The following is a 22,932-nucleotide window of genomic DNA, read 5'->3' on the forward strand; positions in this document are numbered from 1 at the left end:
CCTATGAGCTACATTGGCTCTAAATTTAAGCTTTTTAATTTTTTGCAAACACATATAGAATCCACACTCCAAAAAGCAAATGCAAAGCCCTTAAAAGATTCTATCTTTTGTGATATGTTTGCAGGCACTGGAGCGGTAGGAAGGCTTTTTAAAAACAAAGCAAAGCAAATTATTAGCAACGATAGAGAATATTATAGCTTTGTTTTAAATCAAAATTATATCGCTAATTGCCAAAAATTACCTCGAGCTAAGGAACTTTTAGAGATTTTAAACTGCGCTAAACAAACACCATTACAAAAGGGCAAAATCTATAAGCATTACGCGCTTGGTTCTGGTAGTGGGAGGCAGTATTTTAGCGATTATAATGCACAAAAAATTGACGCTGTGCGCTTAAAAATCACACAATGGAAAGAACAAAAATTTATTAATAAGCAAGAATATTATTTTCTCCTCTCCTCCCTTTTAGAATCCGCTGATAAAGTCGCAAACACAGCTTCAGTATATGGAGCGTTTTTAAAGCAACTTAAAAAAAGTGCCTTAAAGCCCCTTATTTTAACTCCAGCAGAATTTGAATGCAGCACAAATAAGCATTTAGTGCTTAATGAAGATGCAAACACACTTATTACTAAAATAAAGGGTGATATTCTCTATCTTGACCCGCCTTATAATGCACGCGAATATGGAGCGAATTATCATCTTTTAAACACCATAGTCCTTTATGATGACTTTATCCCAAAGGGCAAAACAGGCTTAAGAGAATACGAAAAATCCCCTTGGTGCAAGAGCACAAAAGTTGCAAATGCACTAGAAAATTTAATCAAAAATGCAAATTTTGAGTGGATTTTCCTAAGCTATAATGATGAAGGGCTTTTGAGTTTAGAGCAAATTAAAAGCATTTTTGAAAAATATGGCAAATACAGCTTTGCCACCCAAAAACACCAAAGATTTAAAGCAGATTCTAAAAGAATCCAAAAACAAGATTTTACAATAGAGTATTTGCATATTTTAAGAAAATAGCATTTTAGAAATTTTCAAAACACGAGTGATTTTATGCGTTTAAAATATATTGATACTATGTAAATATAAAGTGACTTTACAACAAAAGATTAGTAAAATACAATCAAAGTTTGCTAGGGATAAATTAATAAAGGCTAAAAATGCAAATTCATACGCTAAAAGCAAAAGATGTTTTAAATCCTTTTTATCTTAAAAAGCCCATTTTGCAAGAGGAGTTTAATAGCTTTGTCAAAGCCTTGCAAATTAAGCCTTAAAGTTTTGAGATTTTTTAGAATCTTAACATAAATAAATTTTAGCAATGACGGTGCTGGTATAATTTATGTATTCTGTGATAGAATCTATTTTTGTCTTTCTTTAATCTTCTAAAGTGATAAAGGCTCTAAATGACTTATGAACAATTTTCTTTAAAAGACTTAACAATGCAATGCCCCTCTCCCACACAAGAAGAGCTTGAAAGCTTTCAAAAAAGACTTGATGAGTATTTAAACAACCTTAAAACAGCAGAGGAAAATAAAGAAAGCGAGGAGCATATTAAGGGCATTTTGCGCGACTTTTTGCGCCAAGCTTTTGCATACAACTCAAACACAAAAGGCAGAATCGACCTAGCCATTTATGAGGATTCCTTGCCAAAAGTGATTCTTGAGGCGAAAATTCCAAATGCTCCTAAGAGTGAATTTGCAAGCAGGGATAATTCAAAAAGCCAAATCCCGCACACAGATGACTTAAAAATCCCGCATAACACAACAACTCCCACAAACAATCTAGGATGCACAGCCCTTTATGAATCCATACTTTATTATTTACGCGAATTTCATACATACAAAAACAACAACATTACTTTCATTATCTTAACCAATTTCTACGAGTTTTACCTCATAGACGCAAAGCAATACCTTCCCTTTAGCAAAGACAAAGATATTTTAAGAGCCTTTAAAAACTGCGAAAAGAAAGAGGGCAACGACACACGAACGCAAGCCTTTTATGACGCGCTTAAAGGTCTTTTACCAAATGTGGATTCCACGCTTAAATACACATATTTTCGCTTAGATTCCACGCTTTTAGAAGCTACAAATTCCACAAATCTCGCCCTTATTTTTCAAGCCCTAAGCCCAGCAGTGCTTTTAAAGCATAAAAGTTACATAGATGCAAATACACTAAATCAGGGCTTTTATAATGAGCTACTTTATATCTTAGGCTTAGAAGAAAGCACCCAAAATGGCAAAGTGCTAATCCTGCCTAGCGAGGTTAAAAACACCCTTTTAGACACGCTTTGTGAAAATTTAAGGCTTGATAAACAAAAGGATTTTGAAACTTGTTTTAGCTTGCTTATCACTTGGAATAACCGCCTTTTATTCCTAAGGCTTTCAGAATCTATGCTACTTAGTTTTAAGCACATTACTAAGCCATTTTTAAGTCTAGATTCTATCCCTAGCTTTAGCGCGTTAAACACACTCTTTTTTGAAGTCCTAGCAAAAACAGAGGAAGCAAGAGGCTCTATCCCGTCCGCATTTGCTAATATTCCTTATCTTAACTCAAGCTTATTTGACAAAACAGAGCTAGAAAAAGAGGGCAAAGAAATCAAGCTTTTAGATTCTAAACCCTTAGTCTTATATAAAGATTCCATTCTCTACAAAGACCAAAACCTAAAAACAAAGCTAAATCTTAAAAGCAAAGATTCTAAGTTGCCCCTTTTAGAATACCTTTTTGCATTCCTCCACGCTTATAATTTCACCACCACGCAAGAAAACATACAAGAGCACATCAAAACCAATTACGACAAACTCATTAACGCCGCTATTTTGGGGCTTGTTTTTGAAAAGCTAAATGGCTATAAAGAAGGCAGTTTTTATACGCCAAGTTTCATCACAAGTTATATGTGCAAGGAATCTTTAACAAAAGTCGTGTTAGAGAAATTCAATACCGCGAAAAATTGGGAGTGTGCAAACTTAGAAGAGCTAAAAATAAGCCTTGATAAATTCACCACAAACAAAGAATCCTACAAAGAAGCCAATGCGATTTTTGATTCTATTCGCATTTGTGACCCAGCTGTGGGAAGTGGGCATTTCCTAGTTTCTGCGCTTAATGAAATGGTGCTTTTAAAATTTGAGCTTGGGATTTTGTGCGATGAATCTCATCAAAGGCTTAAAGATATAAAACTAGAAATATTTTGTGATGAACTAGTCTTGCGGGATTCTACAAACGCGCTTTTCACCTACGCCCTCCCCGCGCACGAAGAGATAGAATCCCATAAAATTCAAAAAGCCCTTTTCCACACCAAGCGCAATTTAATAGAATCCTGCCTTTTTGGTGTGGATATTAATCCCAATTCTTGCGAGATTACCAAACTCCGCCTTTGGATAGAGCTACTCAAATACAGCTACTACAAAGACATTGCTAATAAACGCTTAGAAACCCTGCCAAATATTGATATAAATATTAAGTGTGGGAATAGCCTTGTGAGTTATTTTGATACGCAAACAAGTCTTTCACACTATCCAAACATCAAAGAAAGGATAAACGAATACAAAAAAGCAGTAGCAAACTACAAGGAGGGATTTTACGCGGACAAAACGCAAATTGATAATCAAATCAAAACCCTACATCAAGCCTTTAAGACCTTTTGCTTAAAAGATAAGTTTAAAACACAAATCAAAGCCTTTGAAGCAAAATGTGATAAATATTCTTCCAAATACGGAAACTTCTTAGCAAAAGATGATAAGGATTTAATGTTTTATGTTGCTTCAAGAATGTTTATTGATACCTTTAATGAGCAAGAAGCACAAAAAGCATTTGATGAACTCAAAAAAGAATATGCAAATATCTTTAACCTAGAATCTAACAAGCCTTTTGAATGGCGTTTTGCATTCCCTGAAGTGCTAGATGCTAATGGCGACTTTCTAGGCTTTGATTTAATCATAGGCAATCCGCCTTATGGTGTGGATTTAAGCAAAGACGAAAGAGAAATGTATAAAAAAACTTATAGCACTTCACAGACCAATACTGCCGCTTTGTTTATGTATCTTAGCGATAGGATTTTAAAGGCTGGAGGCATTAATACCCTAATCGTCCCAAAATCCTTAAACTATGTCGCTAAATGGGCTGATGTAAGAGAGTTTATCAAGCCTGATATGTATCTACTAGTAGATTGTGGCAAGGCGTGGGATTATGTGCTTTTAGAAATGGTGATTTTTGCTAGGGCTAAGGGAATAACAATAGAACACTATTGCACGCACTTTTTGGTAGATGGCACAAAGCAAGAAATAAATATTGAATCTAGACGAAAAAACCCATTCAAACTTTCTACTTATGAATCTGAATGGATTAAAATTGATAAATCACTTATTGGTTTGTTTGGCTTCTTCCCTAGTAATCTCAGCAAAGAGGAGTTAAGACTAGGTGTTAAAGTGCGTAAAAATATCAAAACAAATCTTTTAGAAATGGCGCAATGTTTTCGAGGTGGGAGTTTTCAAAAAGATGTAAAAGCGAATTCCATTGGTGAAACTTATAAGGTATTAGGAGGAAAAGAAATTCAAAGATGCTTTATAAAGGGCATTAAAGGATTTGTATCTAAACAAACAAAAATAGGCAGTAAAGCAAATATACAAAATAATAGTGTTTTACTGCAACGCATTATTGCACATATTGAGAATCCAACTCCTCATATTAAGTTTATGGCAACAATTGCAAATAATAAAAATTACAAAATCGTTAATACAATCTTTCAAATCATTTGCAATGATAATGTTCCAAATAAATATATTTTAGGAATTTTCCATTCAAAATTCATAAATTGGTATTGTTATCGTTTTTGTTTCGCTAAAGCTATTCGTTCTATGGATTTTTCAAATGAAATAGCAGACAAAATCCCTATCCCAAAAATCACAAAAACAAATCAAAAAATCGTTAATGAAATCATCGCTTTGGTTGATGAAATTTTAGATTCTAAAGCCAAAGACCCCGCCCTTAACACGCACGAGTTAGAATCCCAAATTGATTTTCTAGTCTATCAACTCTACAATTTAACTAACAAGGAAATAGAATTGATAGAAAATAAATAATAATGTAAGTCTAAAAAGGATACCTGTAATCTTTGTCAATCAAGCCTATGTTTTGAAGTCTATGAAATACCGCTTGTTTTGAAACTTCAAATTTTGTAGCTATCAGCACAATAGCGTCTTTAGCACTTAAATTAGGATTGCTTTGCCTTCTTTCTTCAATAAAATCTTCTACCGCCTTTAAAGGCATAAGAAGTTGTGCGGCAAATCTATTTGCTTTTGTTTCAGCACCACCATAAGCATTGCTACGATACAATGTTTCATATTTGTCAATAATAGGACTATCAATTTGTGGCAAAATATCATTTGCTAAATGCCCTAGCTCGTGAGCAAGGGTAAATCGTTGTCTTACTTCGCTTTTGATTGGGTTTATCCAAATTTCTGGCTCATTATTTTTATCTACACTAATTTGCCCCTCTGTATCAAGTTTATCATAATCAAGTGTTGTTTTAACATTAAGATTTAATTTTCTTGCAATATCAAAAGGATTAAAAGGAGGCTCACTCATCTCAAGCATTTCTAAAATCTCATAAGGGGATTTATTCTTTATCTCTGTCCAATTCATTTTAAACCTCCTATATTTGATTTTTCTTGTTTTTCTTCTGCAACTTTGCTGATTTTGTTGCTTATATGCTTATCTACCATTTTTTCAAATTCTTGCTTGAAATTCTTATTTTCTAAAACTTTATTGATAAAATCATTCCTTATTTGTTCATTATCGGCGATTTTATCCAAAATATTGCGGGTAGTTTCTTCAATCAGTCTTTTCTTATCTCTATTGTAATAAATAGTTAAACCTATTGTTACCACAGCAATAATAAGAGCCGAAGTAACAATAATAAGATTTGCCCAAGTCATATAAGAACTTGCTAAAGCAATAACATCTCCATTTGGATAATTTTGCATTCACGACCCTTTATTTTCTAAATTTTATAGCAAAAAAATCTAAATATCTACTTAAACTATGAAAATCTATTCAAGTTTAGCTAATGTAACATTTCTATGACAAAAACAGTTAAAAAGCTCCACACTACTATTCTCACCAAGAACAAAGCGAAGTATCTCACAAAAATTCCCTTTGTCATACCGAATATTCCTTTTGTCATTCTGAGCGGAGCGAAGAATCTAAAGAATCTCATAAAGATATTTCGGCTTTTTCAAAGCCTCAATATGACAAAGCAGAAGCGCAACACGACAAAACACCTTTGACAAGCAAACTAGAATCTACTAAGAAAGCATATTTCGCCAAAAATATCAAGGGTAAAAATACTTTTCAAAAGGTAGAAATAACACAAGAACAAGGTATTTTTATGAAAACTTTTGATGAGCCTATTAATTCACAAAACGAAAATCAAGGATTGATTTTTGAATAGGTTATGCAAAGCAAAAGGGAAAATGCAATTTAGAATCTAGGCAAACAAGCATTTAAGCTATTTGCAAAAAGGTTTTATCAAAAAGCAAGAGAGCTTTTGGAAGCAAAATATAGATTCCTTACAATTTCTCAAGGAAAAGAAATTTATCCTCACCTTAAAGGATACTAACTATATCCCAAATATTGAAAAAATCTTGCATGAGCTTTTCACTTCTCTTTTCTATGCTAGACTCATTCCATGTTTTTGTATCAAATAATTCTCGTGTAATACGCAAATCAGCACAATTTTTAATGCAATTTTTGCGAGTGCCATCTCCTAAGCTTAATCTGCCAAGTGGCATTTTTGATTGTGCTATTTAAAGAGCCTTTTAGAAGTGTCATATTACCTATTTGATAAATCAAATCCTCTGCGTGACTTTCATCTTTTACAAATGCTTTCCAATGTTTCTCCCAAGATTGTGGCATAAGATGCTCTAAACTCCATTGATAAGAAAGTTCTATGCTATCTTGCTTTTAGTCTATGAATTTGCATTTTTAGCCTTTATTAATTTATCCCTAGCAAACTTTGATTGTATTTGATTAATCTCTGCTGTAATTCTACCTTGTATTTAATATTGTCTGTATATTTCAACAAGATTTCATCGCCTATGAAATTATCAAGCACAGCGTCAAAATCTTTAAAACTTAATCTTATTGCCTTTTTAGCACTTTTATCAAGGCTAAAGATTCTATGAGATTTTGCGTCAATGTAAATTAAATTTTGCCAATTATCAATAGCTTTTAGAGCGTCAATATCTTTTGCATAATAAAATGGCACGATATGGTGCAGTTCAAAGCATAAATCTTTTTGCACTTCGTGTTGTCTAAAGTATTCTTCCTTAATAAGAATGCTTCGTTTAAATGTGATATCTTCGCCATTAATATGTGCTTTAAGCAGTAATCTTTGTTTTGTTCTGTCGTATTCAAACAAAGACATTAAATCAAGGCTATCAAACATGCTTTGCGTTTCGTTTCTCCAATTATGGAAGTCTCGCTTATCTGTTTTATTGCCTTTAAAATTTGAAGGACTGCAAAATTCACTTACGACATCTTCTACAACTTTGGCTCTTGCCTTTAAACTTCTAAATTCGTTAATAAATTCTACAATTTTATCTTTTGTTAATATATCAGGCTGATATTCCTTGCCAAGATAGGTTACAAAAAACATCATTTCACTAACGCTTATGTGTTTTGGTTGAAGTGAGTTTAAAATATCTAAAATATCTTGCACCACTCCATCAAAGACGAAATCCAAAGCAATACCTAAATGTTTCTGTTCCTCAAAAATATCTCTTGAGTTGATAAAATCTAAGCCTCTTTGCGTGATTTTTACATATCTATATTGATATTTTCTGCTTATATCACATAATTCTTTTTTTGTATTAAATCTATCAATCAAACCCATTCTTTGCAGATTTACAAAAATAATTTTTCGCATTCCCATATCAGTAATGCTTTTGCCTAGATTTAGTAAATCCTTATTAACCTTACTTAAATATTCGCAAAATCTTTGTTCCTCATCGCTATAAATATAATTATCGTGTATATCACCTTGCGTGTGTAACAAAAAATCATTATTAGGCAAATGCTTTAACACGATTTTAATATAGTCTAAATCCCAGCGATAATGCTGTAATTTATGTGTGCCTCTATAATCATCTCTAAGCACTCTATGATAAAGAAATTTTAAGCAATCTAGCGCAGGATTTATGCCTATTAGTTTATTTTTAAAATCTTCTTGCGTCATTTTATTTCCTTGATTTTTAGGCTAGAATCCACATATTCCTTATTTAACTCACAGCCCACACTATTCCTGCCCAACTCTCTAGCCAATATGCTTGTAGTGCCACTTCCTGCAAATAAATCTAACACCAAATCCCCCTCTTTGCTACTTGCTTTAATTATTCGCTCTATCATTTCTTTTGGCTTTGGTGTGGGGTGGTTAAGCTTTTGTGTTTTGCCATTTAGCTTTTGCCTATGCCTCTGGCTCACAATCTCCCACACATCAGGGCAGAGTTTGCCTTTTTCATTTGGATACCAACGCTTACCATTCTTTAAGATTCCATTTTTTCTAGCGTGAGCTATTCTTTGGGTGGATTTATAAGGTATCCTTATAGAATCGCAATCAAAGTAATAATCCTTAGAATCCATTGTGTAAAACAAAATGGATTCTTGATTATTTACAAACTTCTTTTTTGTGTAACTCAAGCCGTCTTTTTTATACCAAGTAATAAAGTTTTGGAATACTGCCTTGCCCTGCAAATAATGCAAAAATAAAGCACAATGATAAGGTGTGTTAAAAATATAAAAACTACCACTTTTTTTCATTTTTTGCAACATTAAATCAATCCAAGCAAAACTAAAATCTAAAAATTCTTGTTCGCTTTTAAAACTATCCCAATCCGCTATTTTAAGATTATAAGGCGGGTCAATAATTGCTAAATCTATGCTTTTATTCTCTAAGGATTGTAAAAAGTCAAAGCAATCTTGTATATAAATTGTATTGAGTTGCAAGGCGGTAGCTTTCATCAAAACGGGTTCGCTTGTAGCTTAGATTCTATCACGCTTTTATAATGTGCATAGAGTTCATAACCTATATAATTTCTTTTAAGCTCTTTAGCAACTTTCAATGTTGTCCCACTTCCAGCAAATGGGTCTAGCACTACATCGCCTACGAAAGAATAAAGCCTAATCAAGCGATAAGGAATCGCTTCTGGCATAATGGCTGAATGCTTACCAAAAGCACTATCGCTTTTGTTTGGAATGGGGATATTCCAAATTTGTTTCGTGTATTCTATCCACTCTTTTTGTGTAAGTTTGCTTTGTTCTTTTATCTCTTGTGAAATCTTGTTGTTTGGTTTGCCATCTTTGACATAAATACTTATAAATTCGCTAGTGTTTTGTGCATAAAAATTGCGCGGATAAGGATAACTTCCAAACATTAATGATTTTGTTGTATTGGTGCGATTCCAAATATACAAATCAAGCAAGAATAGTGGAGTATTGTATAAAATGCTATGTTGAATATCGCTTTGCAAATCAAAAATATGGCGATTGTAATGCGTGTTTAGTTGCTTTTTAAGCATAGGCATTAAAGGCACATTAATGCAGAGTTTGCCATTTGGCTTTAGCACTCTATGGCATTCCCTCCAAACTTGCAATAAGCCATTGATATATTCTTTATAGTTATCAAGTGCTCCCAAATCTTCCCTATTAGATTCTGAATGTTGCGTGTTTTGATAGCCATTTTTTGCATAATCTTTAATATTAAAATAAGGCGGAGAAGTAATGATTAAATCCACGCTAGAATCTTGTAATTCTTGCATTGTGGTGCTAGATTTGTAAAAGACTTGATTGATTGGATTTGTTAGCATAATTTTGCTTTTAGTCTATGAATTTGCATTTTTAGCCTTTATTAATTTATCCCTAGCAAACTTTGATTGTATTTTACTAATCTTTTGTTGTAAAGTCACTTTATATTTACATAGTATCAATATATTTTAAACGCATAAAATCACTCGTGTTTTGAAAATTTCTAAAATGCTATTTTCTTAAAATATGCAAATACTCTATTGTAAAATCTTGTTTTTGGATTCTTTTAGAATCTGCTTTAAATCTTTGGTGTTTTTGGGTGGCAAAGCTGTATTTGCCATATTTTTCAAAAATGCTTTTAATTTGCTCTAAACTCAAAAGCCCTTCATCATTATAGCTTAGGAAAATCCACTCAAAATTTGCATTTTTGATTAAATTTTCTAGTGCATTTGCAACTTTTGTGCTCTTGCACCAAGGGGATTTTTCGTATTCTCTTAAGCCTGTTTTGCCCTTTGGGATAAAGTCATCATAAAGGACTATGGTGTTTAAAAGATGATAATTCGCTCCATATTCGCGTGCATTATAAGGCGGGTCAAGATAGAGAATATCACCCTTTATTTTAGTAATAAGTGTGTTTGCATCTTCATTAAGCACTAAATGCTTATTTGTGCTGCATTCAAATTCTGCTGGAGTTAAAATAAGGGGCTTTAAGGCACTTTTTTTAAGTTGCTTTAAAAACGCTCCATATACTGAAGCTGTGTTTGCGACTTTATCAGCGGATTCTAAAAGGGAGGAGAGGAGAAAATAATATTCTTGCTTATTAATAAATTTTTGTTCTTTCCATTGTGTGATTTTTAAGCGCACAGCGTCAATTTTTTGTGCATTATAATCGCTAAAATACTGCCTCCCACTACCAGAACCAAGCGCGTAATGCTTATAGATTTTGCCCTTTTGTAATGGTGTTTGTTTAGCGCAGTTTAAAATCTCTAAAAGTTCCTTAGCTCGAGGTAATTTTTGGCAATTAGCGATATAATTTTGATTTAAAACAAAGCTATAATATTCTCTATCGTTGCTAATAATTTGCTTTGCTTTGTTTTTAAAAAGCCTTCCTACCGCTCCAGTGCCTGCAAACATATCACAAAAGATAGAATCTTTTAAGGGCTTTGCATTTGCTTTTTGGAGTGTGGATTCTATATGTGTTTGCAAAAAATTAAAAAGCTTAAATTTAGAGCCAATGTAGTTCATAATCACTCAATCTTCATAGAGCTTTTGGGTGATAAAATCAGTGGCTTGTTTTGCAATTCTTTTTATACTCTCTTTTCTATACATCACAGGGTCGTATTGGTAGCAACCCACGCAACCAAGCTCTTTTGTATAATTCTCATCACCTTTATAAAACGCATAGGGATTGCCTTTGATATTTTTAGCATTCCAACGTTTATTTGTTTCTTTGCATACTTTACAAATTTGCCTTTTTATATCATTTGCTGCTTTGCATAGAGGTTGAAAATCCTCTAGCTTTTGCGTTTTTGTGCTTGATAATCTCATGTTGCTTTTGCGCCCATCTTTATGGTCTATTTCTATTTTAGTATTTTCGCTTTTGCCACAAATTCCTAACATCACGCATTTTTGATTTTTATAAAAATCTTTAATATCCTTTCTTATATTTTGATTAAAGGAATCTTGCGTATTAAACCCCTTTAATCTTATCGCATCAATGCTATTTCCCGCACTCTTAGTTTTATCAAATTCTATAATGTATTTTTTAGCTAAACTACTACTTGCACGACACCAACTTCCGCCATTACCAAGTCTTAAGTCCTTATACTCTCCTACAAACTCACTCACGCTTACCCACCTTGAAATGCCATTTTCATCGGGTTTAGCTAGCTCTAAAAAGATTTGCGTTTTTGATTTCCTCACCTTAAAGCCTTTCAAAATTTGAAAATTATAACACGTTACAAAGTATTTTATTGTTTTTATGGGCGTCATAAAATGAAGCAAATTAATTTAGCAACTACATTTAGCGGAATTGTTTATCATCTTCATCTAGCTTGTCATACAAAGATTTTACAAGGATAGAAAAAGTAGTTAGTCTTTGTTGTCCATCAATCAAGCTTCTTTTTGACCCCTCTCCTGCATTACTAGGGAGTTGCTTTAAGACAATTGAACCCAAAAATGCTCTCTTTTGTTCTCGTAGCTATCTTTTAAGTCCTCAAAAAGCTGCTCCCATTGCTCCTCTTTCCATACATACGCCCTTTGAAAAAAGGGAATTTCAATTAAAGTTTCTTGCGACATAAAGCCAAAATTATTTTCCTTTGCTTCCATTTTCCTCTCCTTCTCCCACAACTTTACTAGAAAATAAACCTTACAAAATAAGGCTAAAAGATTCTGCCACTGCTACAAATCTCAATAAGAAAACTCACCCCGGCGGATTATCATTAGGGTCATCTGGGTCATAAATTTTATTTGTTTTACTAGGGATAATTTCATTGTGGATTTCACTAGGTTCTACATCTTTGCCATCATTGCTTAGTGCTAAAAGCGTCTTTTTAAAATCATAAATACTCTTTGGTGCATAAAAGTTCCCCTCTGTTTCTTTAGAGAGATTTTCTAAAAATTCTAGTTTTTGCCCTAAAGAAAAAGTATGGATTTTCACCCAATTATCTTTAGAGCCTTTAGAATTCGCAACACTATTGTTGTTTAGGTTTTTAGTAAGCTTTAGCATTCTTTGTGCATTATGCGCATCATTTAGCCCACTATCAGTGATAAGATAAATCTCTTTTTTTAAGCCATTGTCTTTAGTAAAATGGCTCATTGCCTTAATCAAAGCATAATTTACCATTACACTTTGCGTGTTTGTAGTTTGCAAAGTTTTAGTTTCTTCTACAAAGTCTTGCGTATTAAACACATCATCAAAGTCTTTAACATCATTAAAGCTAAAGCTTACAAGCGTGATTTTTGCATACATATCTTCATCTTCTTTAAAAATATGCTTAGCTAAACTTGGTGCGATTTCTTTAAAAGCAAGAACATAATCTTTCATAGAATCCGCAACATTAATCACAATAGCCACTTCTTTAGTAGGCTTAGTGCGAAGCTTAAGATGAAAGCTATCGCTTTGCTTATCGTAATTGTTTAAGAAAAATTGCTGCTTATCACAAACACTTTGCACAACTAAATTATTATCTTTTAAAAAATACATAAATTGCCTATCTGGGCTTACATAAGCTTGTGCTTGTGCATCCCAAGCACCTCCATTTAGAATCTCTCCTGCAAAGCGGATATAGCGGAATTTATTAGAAATATTTTGTGCATTAAGCTTATCCTTATCTTTTACCCAAAGCACACTAGAATCAAAATGTGAGACTTTTTGCATTTGGCTACACTCAAAGCCATAGATTAAATTAGGTAATGTGCTTTTAATGAGATTTTCATCAACTTCTGGAACTTCTGGAATTGGGTCTTTAGCATAGCTTAAAGAAAGGAGTAGGGATAAAGCGCATAAGGCTTTAAGAATTTGATTGAGACAAGTGTGTTTTAAAAGTGTGAATTGATACATAATATCCTCCTTAAGGTGTTTATTAAGTGCATAAACCTTATCAAATAAAGACATTAAAAACAATAAAAGAGCCTAAATGAGAAAGCAAACATCGAAGATTCTATCTTAGTCTAGTGATTTGAGAACTTCCAAAAAACGTGGTGGGATTTTGAGCGGTTTTTGCAATACTGTATCGACAAATGCCAGCAGCGCTTCCATACTAAAGATAAGAATCTCCTCACTGCTCACATCTATCGCGCTGTGGATTCTATAAATTTGCTGCTCTATTAGCAAACTGCTTTGACGTATTTTTAGCACCTTTGAGCGCACCTCTAGCAAATCTCCAAGCCTCGCAGGTGTTACAAACTTCGCGTTAAGCGAGCTTAACACAAAACCACAATTCCCCTCAAAAGGCAAACTATTTTGGCTAAAAAATAGCTCGCTGCGCGCGCGCTCGCAGTATTTTATGTAGTTTGTGTGATAGACGATTTGCCCGCAGTCTGTATCTTCAAAATAGATGCGTATGCGCATTTGCGCCTCCTTAGGTTTTTGCGCGGCATTATAGCGCAAACTCGTGCTATAATCGCTGGCAATTTTTCACACAAAGGCATGCGATGATTTATCTTGATAATGCCGCGACAAGCTTTCCTAAACCTCCTTGCGTGACGCAAGCAGTGGTGGAATTTATGCAAAATATTGGTGCAAGTGCGGGCAGGGGCGCGTATAAAAGCGCGCAAAATTCTGGGAATCTACTTTTTAGTGTAAGGGAACGCTTAGCAAGGCTTTTGGGAAACAAGCAAAGCGCACAAAATATCTTTTTCACCTACAATACCACTTATGCGCTCAATCTCGTTCTGCACGGGATTTTAGAGCAAAATGACAATGTGCTAATAACCCAAATCGAGCATAATGCACTTATGCGTCCGCTCAAATTTTTGGAACACACAAAAGGAATTAAAATACGACAAATCCCAACCACCGCACAATGTGGGCTTAATCTCACGCAGGCAAAAGAGCTTTCAAAAGGCGTGAAACTCATCGCGTGCATTGGTGCAAACAATGTAACCGGTGCGATTATGCCATTAGATTCCCTCAAGGAAATTGCACAAGAATCTGGTGCGTTTTTGCTGATTGACGCAGCGCAGATTCTTGGCGTGAGTGCATTTGAAAATGATGGTGTGGATATTGTGTGTGGGAGTGCGCACAAAGGACTTTTAGCGCCTATGGGTTTGGGAATCTGTGCGTTAAGTCAAAGGGCGGGGCAATATTTAGAGCCTTTGATTCTAGGTGGCACAGGCAGTGCGAGTGAAAGCCTAGAGCAACCAAAGGTGCTTCCTGATAAGTTTGAAAGTGGCACGCAAAATATGCACGCAATCGCTGGGCTAGATTCCGCGCTGGTGTGGCTTGAAAATGTCGGGGTGGAAAAGATTTTTTTACACGAAAATACTATCCGTGCGTATTTTATAGAGGGATTAAGATGTATTGAAGGCGTTGGCGGGATTAAAATCTGCGAGATAGAATCTAACTATAAAAGCACGGGTGTGCTTTCTTTTACCTGCGCGGATATTGCTAAAATGGCGCATTTGCTTGACAAACACTATGGTATTTGCGTGCGCGCTGGCTTGCATTGTAACCCCTGCACACATAAGACAATAGACACACTCGCAACTTGTGGCACAATCCGCCTAAGCCCAAGCTATACCACAACTTTCACAGATGCCGAGCTCACCCTTAAAGCCATTGCTGAAATTGCTAAGATTCTTAAGACGCTATAAAAACCCTTAAAATAATTTGATACGAAAGCACTAGATTCGCACAAACACACGCCTCCCCCCCCCCAACTTAATAAAGAATGATTTTTGACAAAATAAACATTATTCCATATTCCAAAGATCGCAAAGATTTTTTAGGGGATTTAAAAGGGAAAATCCCCTTGTAAGACTCTGAAGTAATTAATTGAGCGTAGCAAAATTGTATTACAAAAAGCAGTCTCACCCTAATTAAAATATTTTATGTTAATGATTGATTGAGATTTGAATCGGGTAAAAGGCATTATTATGCTTCGCACTTTGCCTTTTGCATAAAGTGGATTTTGTAATTTATCTGCAACAAGCGGTTTTAGTCAAGGGCAGGCGTAGCCTATCCACGAGTGACACCCTTGACTAAAAAGATAAGCGCAGTTTCTTATACTGCTGGATTGAAAAAATGGGTGTTATTTGAGTGCTATGTAACAAGCAGTAAAGAAACACCCAAAACCAAATATTATTGTGCTAACCACTAGAATTTTCACCATTTACAGCCCTCCTAATCTCTTTGATTAATTTTTTAATGTTAGTTTGTAATATAACAACGAAAAATAAGCAATAGGATAAAAGGCAATTAAAGTCAATAGTGAAGTAAGTGCAAAATTTCGCTTGCGAGAATTGAGAATAGTCCTAGCAAATTTGCTAGGAAATAACACGCCAAAAAGAGATTTTTTTTGAAAACTTTATTTTTTTTGGGGGTTACTACGACTACCCCATAAGACTTTATTTGTCTTAAAACTTCACTTTCAATACAATCAGTATCCTTCAGTGTCCTTGCACGAGATACACACATTTTAGTAAGAAATATTCCTCCCAACACAAGGTAAGAATATCTCTCTATCTTTCTGCGTAAAGCTCCCTTAAATTACTTTTTTACTTTAAATTCTTTTCCAACTCCGCGACAAGTTGCCATGTTTTTACCACAGAATCTGGATTAAGTGAAATTGAACTAATACCCTCTTTTACGAGGAATTCTGTAATCTCTGGGTAATCGCTTGGGGCTTGTCCGCAGATTCCGCAATATTTATTGTGTCTTTTGCACGCAGCAATTGCTTGCTTGAACATCGCAAACATTGCCGGATTACGCTCATCAAAAATGTGGCTTACAAGTTGTCCGTCCCTATCTACGCCAAGAGTAAGTTGCGTAAGGTCGTTTGAGCCAATAGAATAGCCATCAAACATACTCAAAAACTCGTCAGCCAAAATCACATTCACAGGCAGTTCGCACATTACATAGATTTCTAGTCCGTTGCGCCCAGATTCTAATCCGTTGCGACGCATTATCTCAAGCACCTTTTTCCCCTCCTCTGGTGTGCGTAAAAATGGAATCATCACTTTCATATTTGTAAGCCCCATCTCATCGCGCACCATCGCTAGTGCCTCACATTCCCATTCAAACGCCGTGCGATAAAGGTCAGAATAATATCTGCTCGCCCCACGATAGCCTAGCATTGGGTTTTCCTCTTGTGGTTCATAGCCCGCACCTGCGACCATTCCACGATATTCATTTGATTTAAAGTCGCTTGTGCGCACAATCACAGGGTTTGGATAAAACGCCGAACAAATCATACCGATACCCTCGGCAATCTTTTTCACAAAGAAATCTTTCGGATTCTCATAGCCTGCCATAAGTTTTTCAATCTCTGTGCGCTCTTTGATTTCCTTGCCCTTGCCATTTTGTATATCAAGTAACGCGAGCGGGTGGGCTTTAATCTGATTTAGCACGATAAGCTCCATACGTGCTAACCCCACGCCATTATTTGGCAATTTTGAGAATCCAAAGGCTTTTTCTGGATTCCCAACATTCATGTAAATTTTGGTTTTTGTCTTGCCGAGATTCTCAAGCTCGAGTGCCTCGACTTCATAATCACAAATACCCGCATACACATAACCTTCTTCGCCCTCCGCGCAAGAGACGGTGACTTCCATACCGGTATAAAGCCTATCTGTTGCGCCCACCGCGCCCACAATCGCAGGCACGCCGATTTCACGCGCTACAATCGCCGCGTGGCACGTGCGCCCACCGCGATTTGTAATCACAGCTGCAGCTTTTTTCATCGCTGGTTCCCAATCTGGGTCAGTGTTATCGGTTACGAGAATCTCGCCTTCTTTAAAGGTATTCATATGCTCAATATCATTGATAATGCGCACTTTCCCCGCGCCAATCTTCCCACCAATCGCGCGCCCGGTGATAATCACTTCACGCTTTTCATCACTATTTTTGAACTTAAAGGTTTCTAGGCGATTGTGAGTTTCTTTCTTGATAGCTTGACTTTGCACGGTTTCTGGGCGCGCTTGCACGATGAAAATTTCCCCACTATCGCCATCTTTAGCCCATTCCATATCCATAGGGCGATATTCGCCCGCTTCTTTGGTATAGTGTTCTTCGATTTTCATCGCATAGCGCGCTAGCACGAGGATATCTTCATCAGTGATTGAGAAAGTGCGGAGTTCTTTTTGTGTGGTTTTGATATTTTTTGTAGGGTGTTCGCTACCGCGTGGCGCATAAACCATTTTTTGGTGTTTGTGTCCGAGCTGGCGCTTTATGATAGGGCGCTTGCCTTCTTTTAGTGTGGGTTTAAAGACGTAAAATTCATCAGGATTCACAGTTCCGCCCACGACATTTTCGCCAAGCCCCCAAGATGCGGTGATAAATACCGCGTCCTTAAAGCCTGTTTCTGTGTCAATACTAAACATAACGCCCGCGCTTCCCTTATCAGCGCGCACCATTTTTTGCACGCCTACAGAAAGTGCGACTTTAAAGTGGTCAAAGCCCCTTGAAGCGCGATAGCTCACCGCCCTATCGGTAAATAATGACGCAAGACAAGATTTGATATAGTGGATAAGTTCCGCCTTGCCTTTCACGCTTAAATATGTATCTTGCTGTCCAGCAAAGCTCGCATCGGGCAAATCCTCTGCGGTAGCCGAACTACGCACTGCCACATCGGCTTCTTTCATACCATATTCTTCGCTCAAAATTTTATATGCTTTAAAAATTTCTTCTCTCAAATCATCAGGGAAAGGCGTGCCAAAAATGAGTTCGCGGATTTTTTTAGAACGCGTTTTAAGCACATCGATTTCAGTTACATCTACGCCTTCAAGTAAATCTTGGATCTTTTGTCTAATCCCACCAGAATCTAGCAAATACCAATACGCATCACTTGTGATTGCAAAGCCATTTGGCACTTTTATGCCTTCACCTACTAGCTCTTGAAACATCTCTCCAATGCTTGCATTTTTACCGCCCACAATTGGGACATCTCTGTTATTAAGTTCTTTAAAAAACTTTATATACTTCATTGCGATTTGCTCCTAGGGTTGATTTGAAAGTCAATAGGGCAAATATTTTATTAAAACAAAGCTTAAATTTGTTTAATTACAGAATACATTTTAAGTTTTTGGTGTAGTTTTGGCTAGATTCTAAGATTTTTCATAGAATCTAAGGGGCGCAAAAGCCCTCGTGCAAGAAAAAACCTCTTTTCAAAACTTTCTTAACACTAAACCCTAAGAGCAACCTAAAATGCTAGTTTTAGTCCAAAATTTAGCGCAGTGGTGTGTGGATAGTAGAGTTTTTTGCCTGCGTGCGTATTTAAGAGATTAAACAAAAAGGAAGTGTGCTCGCTTAATCCAAATTCAAGCAATAAATTCACCTCATTTACCCTATCAAAGCCCCCTTGTGTGAATCCATAGGGCGTGCTAAAGCGCGTGCTTCCATACACAAGGGCAAGGGAGATTCTATCAATGCTGAAGTTGATTTTTCCAAAGCCTAAACTCGCGTCGCTTCCAAGCAAAAATGCCCTGCCACCCCACATAAAAAATGGGCTGACATTATTTCCTACGGCATTAAGACTGCCAATGCCATTTGCCCCACTCATAAGAAAACCCCCGCTTAACTCCAAGCCATTGCGCATATTGCCTATAAAATCTTTCACGCCAATATAAGCACGCGTGTCAAACACAAAACCATTTGCGCCAAGTGCGCGATTGTAATATGGACTATTGCTACCTTCAAAGCTCGTGGTAAAATGCGCGTTCGCACCAATATAGGAATTTGAGACTTCATAGCGGAACGCCGCCTTTGCGCCAACTGCATTAAAAATGCTGGGCGCAAAGATTCCATATCCTTTAAGTGAAAGAATATCATTAAAGGTGTATTTAATGCTCGCGTTTAAAAGCCCAAAATCATTGTATGGATTAACATTGATAAGTCCGCTCATTTTATTGTATTGCACATATCCGCTAGATTTTGCCCAAAACACTTCAATAAGCGTGTTTGCAAGCGATTTATTTCTTAGCCATACGCCATCAATGAGCCTATCTGCCCACTCACTTTTAGCAAAGATTCTCCCCACACGCAGGCTTGTGTCGCCATCAAAGTATTCCAAATAGGATTGTCCTAACATTGTAGGTGCGTAAAAATCCCTCGCAGAATCTCCTTTAAGCGTGCTAGAAGTCCTGCCCGGTGAGTTTATATCATCTCTCCATATTGAATTTTTATCCGCTTGATAAAAATCCGCGCTCGCACGAAAGCTAATCATAAAACGCCAGCTTTTATAAAAGCCCGAACGATACGCTAGTCCGATACTTCCCACGCCATAGCCATTATTACTTAAATCGCTCCCTAGTATCTCCGTGCCCCGCACATTTGTGCTAGAGCCATAAATCACTATATCGCCATTTGAAATGCCATTCTCTAATGCCTCATCAATGCTTTCATACGCTTGTAATGCGCTCAAACTCGCAAAAAATACCACGCTTAAGATTCTATAAAATTTACCCATCTAATTCCCTGTTTTTAAGATTTTTCAATTTTTCAATGATTGTCAATGTCGGCAAAGAATATGCTACAATCGGATTTTTTAAGTGAATTTGTAAAGTATATCTATGCCATCACAATGCTTTTACAACGCTTTACGCGCGCCATTTTTGGATAAAAGGAATTTCAATGCTACATATTGTCCTAGTAGAACCACAAATCCCGCAAAACACCGGCAATATCGGGCGGCTTTGCGTAGCGACAAATTCCATCTTGCACCTCATCAAGCCACTTGGTTTTAGCACAAGTCAAAAAGAGCTAAAACGCGCCGGGCTAGATTATTGGCAGAATCTCAAAGTCTATGAATGGGAAAATTTAGATTCTTTTTGGGAATCTTACCCGCCAAATAACGCGCATTTTTTCTTTAGCACCAAAGCACGCAAACTCCACTACGAAGCGCAATTTCAAAAAGAGTGCTTTTTATATTTTGGCAGAGAGGATAAGGGATTAGATTCTCAAATTCTTGCGCGTTTTGAAAATCAAATCTACAAGCTCCCTATGAGTGCGCTTGCACGCAGTATAAATCTTGCTACTTGCGTTGGCGCGGTGACTTATGAAGCCCTGCGTCAAAATGGAATCTACAAAGAATTTTAAGTCTTAAAAACCTACTGCACTAAATCTAGCGCCTGCGTGCAAAGGCTTTGCCAAGTTTTAGAATCTCCTTGAATTACCCTGCACTCTTCAAAGTTTTGCTTTGCGCTTGCATTATCATTAAGACTTCTAAGCACTGAACCTTTTAGATAAAGTGCCTGCGCGCGCGCATTTGGCGCAATCTCTTTTGCAAGCAGAGAATCTAAAAGCCTTAAAGATTGAGCAAAATCCCTTTCTCGCATAAAACTTTGTATAAGCGCAAAATCCACATATGGCGTGCCTTGCGTGGTGTTATGCAAATTTTGTAGGCGCAAAATATCATTTGCATACAATTGCAAAGTCGTCTCATCTTTGGAATCCTGCGCAAATTTCAATAATTCCAAATCAACATCAATCATTCTTATATCATCGCCCAAATTTTGATGCAAAAATGTCGCTATTTCACGCGCCTCGTTAGCATTTGCATTAAGCAAAAGATTTCTAAAAAGCACAAAGCCAATATCGTAATATTCCTGCATTTTCAAGCTTTGCGCGAGTGTGAGCGTATCACGCGAGGCAATGCTAGCGGGCTTGCTAAGCGCGAGTTTATCAAGGTTGAGTGATTCTAAATAGAGCAAATTAAGCCTTTTGCGCGTATCATTTTCCTCTTTTGCCAAACCTTCAATCACCTCTTGGGCTTGCTTATTAAGCGAGAGAGAATACAGACATTCAAAAATCTGCGCACGCTGTCTGCTATCAAAAACCTCTTTTGTGTAATGCGAAAAATTGCGCGCGATTGCTTGACAATCTTTATTTTCAATGGCTGCGTGTAAAATCTCAATATAGCTTTGCTGTGCGAGCGCGCTTGTGGTATCTGTGCTCAAAATCTCACTAAAACGCTTTTGCGAAAAGAGAATCTGATTTTTGAGCTCTTGGGCTTTTTGCGCGGTTTCTGTATTTGGGTATGTTTGTATAAGATAATCATAACGCTTGATTTTTTCCTCTGGCGCGTCATTTACGCCGATTTCAAAAAGCAATTTATCATCGCGCTCTTTAATCTCCTCTGCTCTTGGACGATGGGCAAATTCCTCCAAAAAGCGCGTGTTAATCATATGTGCTTTTTCAAAATCACCGCTATTTTGATAACTTAAAGATGCCTTATTGAGTAAATCCTCTTTGAGATTCGCACGCTCATCACCAAGCGCATTATGGAGATTTTCACTAATTTGCGCCGCGCTTTCCCACATTTCATTTTCCATTAGCAAATTGGCAAAAGCCACGCTTTTATCAACATTTTGCCCAAAATATGCAGGATTTGCTTTTAATAGCGTATCAATGAGTGCCTTTGCCTCGTTTTTTTGGGCAGTTTGCAAATAAAAATCACTCCACTCTAGCGCAACTTCACTCGCAGAATCTAAATCCTTTGCCTCTTGGTAGCTTTGCGCAAAATAGCGCATTGCATCAGAAGATTCTGAAACGCCATAATAACCTTTAGCAATCTGCATTTTTGCCAACGGCGCGAAGCGCGACTGCGGATACTCGCTAATAAGTCTGTCATAAAAATACTTCGCCTCTGAGCTAAAGCGAATATGCATATAAGCATTTCCGATATAATACAGCACTTCAGGAACATTAATATCAGTAGGATAGCGCTTCACCCACTTTAAGCCCATTTCAATAACGCTATCAGCATTATCTCCAGAATCCAAAATCTGCAATGCTTTCAAGCGAAAAAACAATAAATCCTTGACAAAAATACTCTTTGGGAACGCATACAGCGTCTCATCGATAGTTTTTATCGCCTCGACATAAAGCCCATTCCTCATCAAATCCTGCACATTTAAATAATAAGAAAAATCCTGCCCTTCTTCAAACATAAGCGGTGCTCTATCGACATCAAGCTCGCTTACAAAATCTTCGCTCTCGTGCGTGATGGCAATTGGGAAATTAAGCCCCTTGCTTTGTGCGCGCGAAAAGAAAGGTATCGTATCTTGAAACCCCACAATCTGCCACGATTTTGACTTCCTAGGGCGCTCTTTTGGGATTGGTGTATCGGTTTTTAAATCAATGAAAGTATTAAAAAGTTTTGCAGAAAAATTTGGCTCGATATAAAAATAGAATTTGCCCTCATTCACGCGATTCCAAAATTTAAAAAAAATCGTGTTAGTGGGTGAAAAGCTCGCAAGCGGAGGTTTATTAATCACGCAAACAATGCGCATAACCACACCTTGCGCGTTACTTAATTCTTGGCACTCAAAAGGTTCATTATGCTGGAGATTCAGCACGGAGAAGTTTTGGGAATTTTCTTTGCCATAGTTAATGCTCACTTCAAGTGCGCAAAGCGCACTGCATAAAACCCAAAACACAAGCAACCCGCATAGTTTCATAAGCTTAGCACCTTAAAA

General features: G+C 36.5%; 18 protein-coding genes and 1 pseudogene. 5 read left to right on the plus strand and 14 right to left on the minus strand.

What is annotated here, in order from left to right; genetic code table 11:
• Positions 1-3 precede the first annotated feature (3 nt).
• Together A3217_RS05905 and A3217_RS09205 are read left to right on the plus strand one after the other, a co-directional pair.
• Positions 4-1,017 carry a DNA adenine methylase gene (locus A3217_RS05905; protein WP_066388872.1) on the plus strand — a complete coding sequence of 338 codons (1,014 nt, stop codon included), beginning with the start codon at positions 4-6 and terminating at the stop codon, positions 1,015-1,017.
• 383 nt (positions 1,018-1,400) lie between these two features.
• Complete coding sequence (locus A3217_RS09205; RefSeq protein WP_066388874.1) at positions 1,401-5,075, plus strand: type IIG restriction enzyme/methyltransferase; 3,675 nt, start codon at positions 1,401-1,403, stop codon at positions 5,073-5,075.
• A gap of 10 nt (positions 5,076-5,085) precedes the next feature.
• Here the strand turns inward: A3217_RS09205 and A3217_RS05915 are convergent, their stop codons facing one another.
• Both A3217_RS05915 and A3217_RS05920 read right to left on the minus strand, forming a co-directional pair.
• A complete protein-coding gene (locus A3217_RS05915; protein WP_066388875.1) occupies positions 5,086-5,637 on the minus strand; it encodes an ImmA/IrrE family metallo-endopeptidase in 552 nt (183 codons plus the stop codon).
• On the minus strand, positions 5,634-5,978 hold the full coding sequence (locus A3217_RS05920) for a hypothetical protein (protein WP_066388876.1): 345 nt from the start codon (positions 5,976-5,978) through the stop codon (positions 5,634-5,636). Before A3217_RS05920 ends, A3217_RS05915 begins: the two co-directional genes overlap by 4 nt.
• A 299-nt stretch (positions 5,979-6,277) precedes the next feature.
• Here A3217_RS05920 and A3217_RS09045 point away from each other — a divergent pair, with 299 nt between their 5' ends.
• The gene (locus A3217_RS09045; RefSeq protein WP_156471867.1) at positions 6,278-6,445 is read left to right on the plus strand and encodes a hypothetical protein; all 168 of its coding nucleotides are present in this window, start codon (positions 6,278-6,280) and stop codon (positions 6,443-6,445) included.
• A gap of 287 nt (positions 6,446-6,732) precedes the next feature.
• On the opposite strand, the gene A3217_RS09685 is transcribed toward A3217_RS09045, so the two are convergent.
• The 9 genes and pseudogenes from A3217_RS09685 to A3217_RS05965 all read right to left on the minus strand — a co-directional run bounded on the left by A3217_RS09685 (position 6,733) and on the right by A3217_RS05965 (position 13,867).
• Complete coding sequence (locus A3217_RS09685; RefSeq protein ID WP_417935359.1) at positions 6,733-6,945, minus strand: HNH endonuclease family protein; 213 nt, start codon at positions 6,943-6,945, stop codon at positions 6,733-6,735.
• Between the two features lie 43 nt (positions 6,946-6,988).
• Entirely contained in the window at positions 6,989-8,230 is a 1,242-nt protein-coding gene (locus A3217_RS05935) for a hypothetical protein (RefSeq protein ID WP_066388881.1), read from the minus strand.
• The gene (locus A3217_RS05940) at positions 8,227-9,012 is read right to left on the minus strand and encodes a DNA-methyltransferase (protein ID WP_066388885.1); all 786 of its coding nucleotides are present in this window, start codon (positions 9,010-9,012) and stop codon (positions 8,227-8,229) included. Before A3217_RS05940 ends, A3217_RS05935 begins: the two co-directional genes overlap by 4 nt.
• Complete coding sequence (locus A3217_RS05945; protein WP_066389757.1) at positions 9,012-9,809, minus strand: DNA-methyltransferase; 798 nt, start codon at positions 9,807-9,809, stop codon at positions 9,012-9,014. The genes A3217_RS05940 and A3217_RS05945 overlap by 1 nt, the downstream gene beginning before the upstream one ends.
• Positions 9,810-10,026: 217 nt before the next feature.
• Positions 10,027-11,040, minus strand: coding sequence for a DNA adenine methylase (locus tag A3217_RS05950; protein WP_066388886.1), 1,014 nt, complete (start codon positions 11,038-11,040; stop codon positions 10,027-10,029).
• A 6-nt stretch (positions 11,041-11,046) separates the two neighbouring features.
• Positions 11,047-11,718: a restriction endonuclease gene (locus A3217_RS05955; protein ID WP_066388888.1), complete on the minus strand. Its 672-nt coding sequence runs from the start codon at positions 11,716-11,718 to the stop codon at positions 11,047-11,049.
• Between the two features lie 100 nt (positions 11,719-11,818).
• A pseudogene (locus tag A3217_RS09690) lies at positions 11,819-12,123 on the minus strand (DUF262 domain-containing protein).
• 94 nt (positions 12,124-12,217) lie between these two features.
• On the minus strand, positions 12,218-13,357 hold the full coding sequence (locus A3217_RS05960) for a vWA domain-containing protein (protein ID WP_066388890.1): 1,140 nt from the start codon (positions 13,355-13,357) through the stop codon (positions 12,218-12,220).
• 105 nt (positions 13,358-13,462) lie between these two features.
• On the minus strand, positions 13,463-13,867 hold the full coding sequence (locus tag A3217_RS05965) for a YbgC/FadM family acyl-CoA thioesterase (protein WP_066388891.1): 405 nt from the start codon (positions 13,865-13,867) through the stop codon (positions 13,463-13,465).
• Between the two features lie 83 nt (positions 13,868-13,950).
• Between A3217_RS05965 and A3217_RS05970 the strand changes: the two genes are divergently transcribed.
• A complete protein-coding gene (locus tag A3217_RS05970) occupies positions 13,951-15,111 on the plus strand; it encodes an aminotransferase class V-fold PLP-dependent enzyme (RefSeq protein ID WP_066388892.1) in 1,161 nt (386 codons plus the stop codon).
• A 903-nt stretch (positions 15,112-16,014) separates the two neighbouring features.
• On the opposite strand, the gene ppsA is transcribed toward A3217_RS05970, so the two are convergent.
• The gene (gene ppsA, locus A3217_RS05975) at positions 16,015-18,441 is read right to left on the minus strand and encodes a pyruvate, water dikinase (protein ID WP_066388893.1); all 2,427 of its coding nucleotides are present in this window, start codon (positions 18,439-18,441) and stop codon (positions 16,015-16,017) included.
• A 215-nt stretch (positions 18,442-18,656) separates the two neighbouring features.
• Positions 18,657-19,922, minus strand: coding sequence for an Opr family porin (locus A3217_RS05980; RefSeq protein WP_066388895.1), 1,266 nt, complete (start codon positions 19,920-19,922; stop codon positions 18,657-18,659).
• A gap of 164 nt (positions 19,923-20,086) precedes the next feature.
• On the opposite strand from A3217_RS05980, the gene A3217_RS05985 reads away from it, so the two are divergent.
• On the plus strand, positions 20,087-20,551 hold the full coding sequence (locus A3217_RS05985; protein WP_066388897.1) for a tRNA (cytidine(34)-2'-O)-methyltransferase: 465 nt from the start codon (positions 20,087-20,089) through the stop codon (positions 20,549-20,551).
• A gap of 11 nt (positions 20,552-20,562) precedes the next feature.
• Here A3217_RS05985 and A3217_RS05990 read toward each other — a convergent pair whose 3' ends face one another.
• Positions 20,563-22,914, minus strand: coding sequence for a DUF7494 domain-containing protein (locus A3217_RS05990; protein ID WP_066388901.1), 2,352 nt, complete (start codon positions 22,912-22,914; stop codon positions 20,563-20,565).
• Positions 22,915-22,932: the final 18 nt, after the last annotated feature.

The sequence above is a fragment of the Helicobacter himalayensis genome (assembly GCF_001602095.1).
Classification (GTDB): domain Bacteria; phylum Campylobacterota; class Campylobacteria; order Campylobacterales; family Helicobacteraceae; genus Helicobacter_F; species Helicobacter_F himalayensis.